The organism is Bifidobacterium thermophilum (genome assembly GCF_002846655.1).
Lineage (GTDB): Bacteria > Actinomycetota > Actinomycetes > Actinomycetales > Bifidobacteriaceae > Bifidobacterium > Bifidobacterium thermophilum.
Genome location: NZ_PCGX01000008.1, coordinates 534,633 through 541,919, shown reverse-complemented (window position 1 = coordinate 541,919; position 7,287 = coordinate 534,633). Strand labels below are relative to the sequence as shown.

Annotated in this window: 9 protein-coding genes; 3 read left to right on the top strand and 6 right to left on the bottom strand. The window is 68.7% G+C overall.

Features of this window, described 5'->3' with window-relative positions:
• From CQR48_RS09240 to CQR48_RS04940, 4 genes are all read right to left on the bottom strand, one after another.
• The coding region (locus CQR48_RS09240; RefSeq protein ID WP_218971685.1) for a hypothetical protein at positions 1-196 on the bottom strand (196 nt) is incomplete at its 3' end.
• Complete coding sequence (locus CQR48_RS04950) at positions 196-516, bottom strand: hypothetical protein (protein WP_101452180.1); 321 nt, start codon at positions 514-516, stop codon at positions 196-198. The genes CQR48_RS04950 and CQR48_RS09240, both read right to left, overlap by 1 nt.
• A gap of 80 nt (positions 517-596) precedes the next feature.
• The gene (locus CQR48_RS04945) at positions 597-1,157 is read right to left on the bottom strand and encodes a hypothetical protein (RefSeq protein WP_101452179.1); all 561 of its coding nucleotides are present in this window, start codon (positions 1,155-1,157) and stop codon (positions 597-599) included.
• Between the two features lie 85 nt (positions 1,158-1,242).
• On the bottom strand, positions 1,243-1,914 hold the full coding sequence (locus CQR48_RS04940) for an ssDNA-binding protein (protein ID WP_101452178.1): 672 nt from the start codon (positions 1,912-1,914) through the stop codon (positions 1,243-1,245).
• Positions 1,915-2,794: 880 nt separating this feature from the next.
• Here CQR48_RS04940 and CQR48_RS04935 point away from each other — a divergent pair.
• Both CQR48_RS04935 and CQR48_RS04930 read left to right on the top strand, forming a co-directional pair.
• A complete protein-coding gene (locus CQR48_RS04935) occupies positions 2,795-3,379 on the top strand; it encodes a 5' nucleotidase, NT5C type (RefSeq protein WP_244898941.1) in 585 nt (194 codons plus the stop codon).
• A gap of 27 nt (positions 3,380-3,406) precedes the next feature.
• Positions 3,407-4,294 (top strand): adenine-specific methyltransferase EcoRI family protein, encoded by an 888-nt coding sequence (locus CQR48_RS04930; protein ID WP_101452176.1) that lies wholly within the window; start codon positions 3,407-3,409, stop codon positions 4,292-4,294.
• Positions 4,295-4,333: 39 nt separating this feature from the next.
• Here CQR48_RS04930 and CQR48_RS04925 read toward each other — a convergent pair whose 3' ends face one another.
• Both CQR48_RS04925 and CQR48_RS04920 read right to left on the bottom strand, forming a co-directional pair.
• Positions 4,334-4,780 (bottom strand): hypothetical protein, encoded by a 447-nt coding sequence (locus CQR48_RS04925; RefSeq protein WP_101452175.1) that lies wholly within the window; start codon positions 4,778-4,780, stop codon positions 4,334-4,336.
• Positions 4,777-5,082, bottom strand: a complete 306-nt coding sequence (locus CQR48_RS04920; RefSeq protein ID WP_143252489.1) for a hypothetical protein — start codon at positions 5,080-5,082, stop codon at positions 4,777-4,779. The genes CQR48_RS04925 and CQR48_RS04920 overlap by 4 nt, the downstream gene beginning before the upstream one ends.
• A gap of 62 nt (positions 5,083-5,144) precedes the next feature.
• Here CQR48_RS04920 and CQR48_RS04915 point away from each other — a divergent pair, with 62 nt between their 5' ends.
• Positions 5,145-7,223, top strand: a complete 2,079-nt coding sequence (locus tag CQR48_RS04915; RefSeq protein WP_101452173.1) for a DNA cytosine methyltransferase — start codon at positions 5,145-5,147, stop codon at positions 7,221-7,223.
• The last annotated feature ends 64 nt before the right edge of the window (positions 7,224-7,287 follow it).

Genomic DNA, 7,287 nt, shown 5'->3' with positions numbered 1-7,287 from the left:
CGCATGCACCCGCCACGGCCAGCCTCCACGCGGCCACGGCGGCGGCCAACACAAGACAGCAACGGAACCCGCCCGGCAGACCACAGACCACGACATAGAAGAACACCCCGAGACATGCGGCCGCCCAGGAAAACCCCCGGGTCTCGGCGAATACATCCGGGACGACACACCTCACAAAATCCACGATATCCTCCATCACAGCACCCGCATGACCGCCCAACGCATGAACGGGTACTCGACGGCGAGAGACACGACCGCAGCGGCAAGCAGCAGGCAGAACAGGCGGAAATCATACCCGCCAAGCCACTGGAGGGTTTTCACCGCCCCGAAGGCGACGCGAAGCAGCGCCACGCCTGCCGCACATGCCAGCCAACCCGCCGGGGACGGCATCCGGCCGGACGCCGCCAACAGGACGCCGTACAACATGCAAGCGCCGAACCAGTAGAGCGGCCACAATCCATGGAAGGCGTCCGGGACCATGCCCGACCAAGGTTTCAGCCAATCGAAAACGCGCATGCCCGCCGGTATGCGTCCGGCATTCGCCGCCCGTGACGCAAAACAGGGGCGGACTCTTGAAGAATCCGCCCCCGTTGTCGCTAGTCGGAGTGCCCGTACCGCCGGTCGAGCATGACCGCCCGCGTGGGCGGCAGGGAGCCGTCGGCCAGCCAGCCGGCCATGAGGTCGGCCCGCCGGGCCGGGTCGGGTTCGACCGGGACGGCGAGCAGGCGGAACGAGCCGGGCAGGCCGTCGCCGCCCTCCACCCAGACGCGGATGACCGGCGTGCCGGTCACGACGGCGATACGCCCCGCCGTCCCCCGGTCGGGTTCGGTCGTCAGCCAGTTGACCAGGCCGTCGCCGCTCCTCCAGGCGTAGTCGAGCGCGGTCGAACCGCCGCGCATGCCCTTCACCGGCCGTTCCAGGCACCACAGCTCCCAGGCGTGCAGCTGGGAGCGGTCGGGTTCGGCCGTCCCGCCGGACCCGTAGAGCGCAAGGTCGTCGTCCACGTCGTGGAGGCGTTCGGCGGCCCTCTCCCCCCACGCGGGGTCGATGGCGCGCAGACGGTTGACCACGAGGTTGCGACGGTGTTCGAAGTCGTGCCACGGGATGTCCGGGGGCGCGTTGAACCGTGAATCATACAGCCAGCCGGTATCGTCCATAAGCCTGTTTCCTTTCAGATGATGCGAACAAGGGGCGGACGGTCCCCCGTCCGCCCCCTTGTGTCCTATGGGTGACGATACCCGCTCACATGCCCATCGCGGCGTACGGGTCGGCGGTCGCGCCCGCCGGGGCGAAACCGTCCGCGTTGTCCGAGCCGAGGTCGGTGAAGCCGTCGGAGGCGCCGCCCAGACGCTCGCCGTCGGCGGCCTTCTGGATGCCGGACGCCCACACGGTCACGCCGCCGTTGGAGGCGACACGGCTCGCGCCGAACGCCATGAGCGTGATCTTCGCGTTCACGACGGCGCCCGGATAGAACTCGCGCTTCGCGGCCGGCACGTCCTCGATCTGCTCGGCGTGGCGGTCGTAGAAGCGGACCGGGTTCTTCGAGGAGGCGCGGACCAGCCAATTGCCCTTCAGGTACGTGTACTTGTCGGCGTTCTTGTCCTTGTCGCCGTCATGGAGCGGGGACGGGAACTCGTCGGTCGAACCGTCGGTGATGGCCTTGCGGACGAACTCGATGGTCTGTTCCTGCGGCAGTTCGCCGGCCTTGATGGCCTCGGCGGTCACCTGCTTCAGCGCGGTGTTGATGGCGTCGATGTTCTCCTTGTCGTCCTTGGAGACGAGCAGGTTGAGATGGTATTTGTCGTCCGAGTACTTGGAGCCGGAGTCGGGCTCGAACAGGTTGAACGTCTGCACGAGGCGCACGTTGCGCAGCATGACGGGGACGGTGATGAACTTCTTCTTGTCGTCGGCCATTGTTCCTCCTTGCAAGGATAGGTTTTCGGTGGGCGGCGCCCGTAAGGCCCTGCGGCCACCGCCGGTGTTCACGCCCGGTCATGCGTCCCGTCACGGACCCGCATCCCCGGGTATCCACCCATATGCAACCTGCGTCATGCGTCCCGGACGCCGACCTGGCCCGGCCTTGCCCGATCGCAAAAACATGCGTTTTGGTTCGTCATGCCTCCGCCCTACTCCCGCTTGGCTTTGAGGGGGTGGATGACGAACATGACGACCCGTTTTCCCTTAAAGAGAGAGAGTAGGGGAAATTTACGAAAATCGGGTTGACACGTTCGTCATCCACCCCCCTCAGCCCTACTCGCAGTAGGGCTGAGGCATGACGAACCCTCCGGGGCATTTTTGCGATCGTGTCAAAGCCAGGTGCCACGGTCCACAGGAGACAGAGGAGGGCGCCAGGGTGAAGCACACCGTCACCCTGTCTATATAAGAGAAGAACAAAAAATATTCTTCTTCTCTTATAGGGGAGTATCCGGAAACGGAAAGCCGACCTTGACCCCCCGCATTTTCGACTGGCGTATCCGGGGAGGGCGCTGCCGTGGTCTTGCCCGATCGCAAAAACAGGCCGTTTGGTTCGTCATGCCTCAGCCTTACTCCCGTAAGGGTTTGAGGGGGTGGATGACGAACATGTCAACCCGATTTTGCCTTTTTTTACCTACCTTCTCTCTTTAAGGGCGAAAAAGGCCGTCACGTTCGTCATCCACCCCCCCCCCCCTCAGCCCTACTCGCAGTAGGGCTGAGGCATGACGAACCCTCCGGGCCGTTTTTGCGATCGCGGCAATGCCGGTCTAAGGGACGCATGTCGCCGGACGACACGAATCACCGCAGACAAGGAGGAATTGTGACCGAACGGAAAGTGCTGGACGTGGATCTCGACGGCGTGTGCGCCGACTACACGCACGCCATGGCCGACTGGCTGATACGGCAGGGGCGGCTGCCCGCCGGACGATACCCGGTCGCCACGACCTACGAGATGACCGAAGCCGACGGCTGGCCGTTCAAGGACGGGGCCGACTACCTGGCCTCCCACAAGGCCGCCGAGACGGACCACCTGTATGCGACCATGCCCGTCATCGAAGGCGCCCCGGAGGGACTGCAGGCCCTCGACCGGGCCGGCGTGTATATCCGCATCGTCACCCATCGCCTGTTCGTCTCCGGGCAGCATCGTCTCGTCGTCACCGACACCGCCCGCTGGCTCGACGACCACCGCATCCCGTACATGTCCCTGTGCTTCAGCGGGCTGAAGGACACGATGCACGCCGACCTGCATCTCGACGATTCGCCGGCCAACATCCAGGCCTTGAGGGCGGCCGGGGAGCGGACCTGCGTGTTCGACCAGCCGTACAACCGTGACGCGCCCGGCCTGCACATCAGGGACTGGGGCAAGGAAAGCGTCGATACCCTGCTCCGTCTGCTCGGCGTCTGAACCGCCCTGGACGCATACCCGAGGGGTATGAGCACTTCCAAGACCCGGCATTTGGACAGCGCGGCCGCCGCGCCGCGCGACGAATACTACACGACCACACGGGCATGCGACGACGAGTTCACCCACTACGACTTCACGGGGATGCGCGTCCTGTGCCCCTGCGACGACCCGGAGCACAGCCGCATCTACCGGTGGTTCCGCGACCATTACCATGACATCGGACTTCGCGGCCTGGTCGCATGCGGCTACCGGGCGGACGGGACGGGGGCGGACGGCCGGTACGACCTGTTCGGCGGGTCCGCCCGCCCGGGCGTCATCGGCCGCTACGACGGCAAAACGGAGACGATCCGCGACATGGACGGGTCGGGTGACATGTTCGCCCCCGAGACCGTCAGGCTCATGGACCGGGCGGACATCGTGGTCACCAACCCGCCGTTCAGTCTGTTCCGCGACCTGCTGACCCGGGTGCGGCTTCACACGCCGCATTTCCTTCTGCTCATGCCCGACGTGGCGATGGGCTACGTGCAAGTCACGGACATGGTGCGTGACGGGCAGGCGCGGGTCGGTTACACGTACACGAAGAGCTTCTACAATCCCGAGGACGGGCGGGTGGAGCATATCGCCGACGCCCACTGGCTGACCGACCTGCCGGTCGAACGCGCCCCGTTCACGGCGGACGGCGACCCGGACGCCGTGTTCGACACGTATGACGGGACGGATGTCATCGACGTGCCGCGCGCCCGGCTCATCCCCGCCGGGTATACGGGGCTCATGGGCGTGCCGGTCTCGTTCCTCCCGTTCTGCGACGGCGCGCATTGGCGCCTGGTGTCCTCGCCGACCCTGCCGGGCGGTGTCACGCCGCTGATCCACGGCCGCCCGCCGTTCAAACGTATTTTCGTCCAGCGGGTCGGCTGATACGGCGACGCCCCCGGAGTGTTCCGGGGGCGTTTCGCGTCACGGCTCCAGTTCGAGGGCGAGGGCCAGGCCGATGCCCCGGACCGACCCTTTGAACCGGCGGCACCGCCACGGGGTGTGCGGTCCACGCCACCGGCAGACGGTCATGCGGGCCGTCTCATGCGCGTCCGTCACGGTCATCGCATCCGCCCCCTCATGGGCGAGCCGGGCCAGGCAGACGGTCCGGGCATCCCCGTTTTCGGCGGCCCGGGCGAGACGGCGTGCCCGGCGGTGGGCGACCAGCCGGGCGAGCGACGCGGCGTCCGGACCCGCGCCCGGGCCGTCGCGCTCCACCCAGCCGCCGCCGTTCAACACCCGGTAGGTCTGGCCGGCGATCTCATGGACCTCGAACACGGCCTGCCAGTCGCTGGGCCGCCGGTAGTCGAAGCGCAGCCCGAACCGGGTCAGGGGGCGCAGCGCGGCCTTGTAGTCGTCAAGCGCGCTCACAGACTGACCTCCCCGGCGCGCGTCCATTCGAGGGCGACGGGGCCCAGGGTGTGGAAGGCGTAGTCCTCGCCGCGCCGCACGTCGGCGTGCCCGCGTACGAGGAGGGTGCCGCATTGGCGGGTCTCGACCCGCATGGTGCCGCCGCCGGTGACCGTGCAGACGCGCACGTCGCCGGGCAGAAGGCTTGCGGGCGTGAACCAGAAGCCTGTGGCGAGGACGATGAGGGCGGCGAGGGTGATGAAAACGGCCCGCAGGGGGTGTCGCCGGACGGCCTTGCGGTGTCTTGGAACGGTCTTGCTCATACCCGCCCGTATGCGTCCCGGAACCGCGGAATAGGGCCGTTCCGGACGCATACGCGGAGGGTATGGATAACCCCAAAATCATTTCCCTGTTCTCCGGTTACGGCGGCCTGGAGATGGGTGTCGCCGCCGCGCTCGGCGGCGCGGACACCGTCGTCACCTCCGACCTGGAGCCCGGGCCCTGCGCCATCGAGGCGTTCCACGGCCCCCACACCCCCAACCTGGGGGATATCACCAAGATCGACAAGGCCACACTCCCCGCCGCGGACGTGCTCGTCGGCGGGTCGCCCTGCCAGTCGATGAGCTACGCCGGACTGAGAACCGGCATGCATGAGGGCACCCGCAGCGGATTGTGGAGCGAACAGTGCGACGCTATCGCCGCGGTCCGCCCGCGTCTGGCCGTCTGGGAGAACGTGCAGGCCGCGACCGGCGCGTCCGCGTCCAGCCGGTCGGACGTGGCCCGGCACGACCGGCGTGCCCGGGCGTTGAAGGCGGCCGGCCTGTGCGCATGCGACGAACCCGTGCTCGACCCGCCGGCCGGTTTCACGCCCCCCAACCCGGGGGAGGGGCCCAGCCACGCGGACAAGGCGCTCCTCGACTGGGCGCGCAAGCACGATGTGGACGTGTCCGGCATGCGCTGCGGCCGGTGCGGCCGCAAGGTCTACGATCATGGGACGGCCGGGACGAACCGGCTGGGCGGCCGGGACGCGGGCCCGGTCATGCGCGCCCTGGGGCGCGTGTTGGCCGACCTGTCGCTCATCGGCTACGACGCGATCTGGCGGGGCATCGAGGCGGCTGACGTGGGCGCGCCGCATCATCGCGCCCGCCTGTTCGTCGTCGCCTGGCCTCGGACGCCGCCCGCCCGTCCCACCGAGACCGACTTGTTCCGTGAACTGGACGCCCTGCCCGCGCCCCGGCCGGCCGGCCTGGCGTGGGCCGTGTTCGACCCGGACGCGGACGTGTGGCGTTCCGGCGACATCGGCCTGGACGGCGTGCAGGACGTGTATATGGACCCGTGGCCGACCGACGGGATCATGGTGTCGGGCCGTGTCTGGCATGCGCCCGCATGGCCGGCCGTCCTGCCCCGCCTGGGTTCGGCTCCCGTCCGGCACGGGGATGCGGACCCGCGGCATCGGGTGGCCGGCTCGCCGCTCATCCCCACTCCGCGCGCGAGCGACGGCAAGGGGTTGAACCAGCGCCGCAACCAGGAGAACCTGCCGGGCGCGATGCTGCTGGGCGTGCGCGACCATTGGGCCGCCTCCACGCCGTTCCTGCCGACACCCCGCGCAAGCGACGGGATGGGCGGCCCCATGTGGGAGAAGAACCTGTCCGGCGCGGTCGTCAACGGCATGATGGGACCCTCCTACGGCGGATACCGGGCCGGGCATCGGGTGAACCTGTCCGGCGCCGTCCTGGGCGGCATCCTGCTGCCCACGCCGACCGCGAGCGACGGCATGGCGGAGCGCATGGTCCACGGCGACTGGCATCCCGGCACCCGCAAGGCCATGAACCTGGGGATCGCGGGGCGTATCGTCACCGCCGGCGAGGACAAGGCGCGCGACCCCGAATCCTACGGGTCGACGGTCGACTGGGGGCGGTTCACGCCCGCCATCCGCCGCTGGGAGACCGTGTTCGGCCGGCCCGTCCCCGACCCGACCCAGGCGACCGCGCGTCTGCGCCGGCTCGCCGGCCGGCTTCCCGCACGGCTGCGTGACGGCGCATGGTGCGCCCTGCGTCTGGCCGGCACGTTCCGGCACGGCCTGGACTGGCCGTGCCGGAAGAGGGTCATCGACCGGTGGGCGGCCGTCGGCGCGCCGGGGCTCGTCGACCCGTTGTGGCGGGACATCGCCCGACGCGACCCGGACGATCCGGTCGGCTGTACGCTCCTGCCCGCCCGCACCGTCCTCGACCTGTGGTTCCATGCGGCCCGCACCCGGGTGACGGTCGCGAACCTGTCCCCGGTGTTCGTGGAGTGGATGATGGGACTGCCCTCCGGGTGGGTGACCGACCCGGATATCTGGCGGGACATGCCCGGCAACCATCGCATCCTCCAGTTGCGCGCGCTCGGCAACGGCGTGTGCCCGCCCCAGGCGGAGCGGGCCGTCCGGGACGCGCTCGACCTGCGGCGACGGCTGTCCCGCTGACACGACAACGCCCCGCGGGGGATATCCCTCCGCGGGGCGTTCCGTTGTCTTGGGTCAGGCTCTC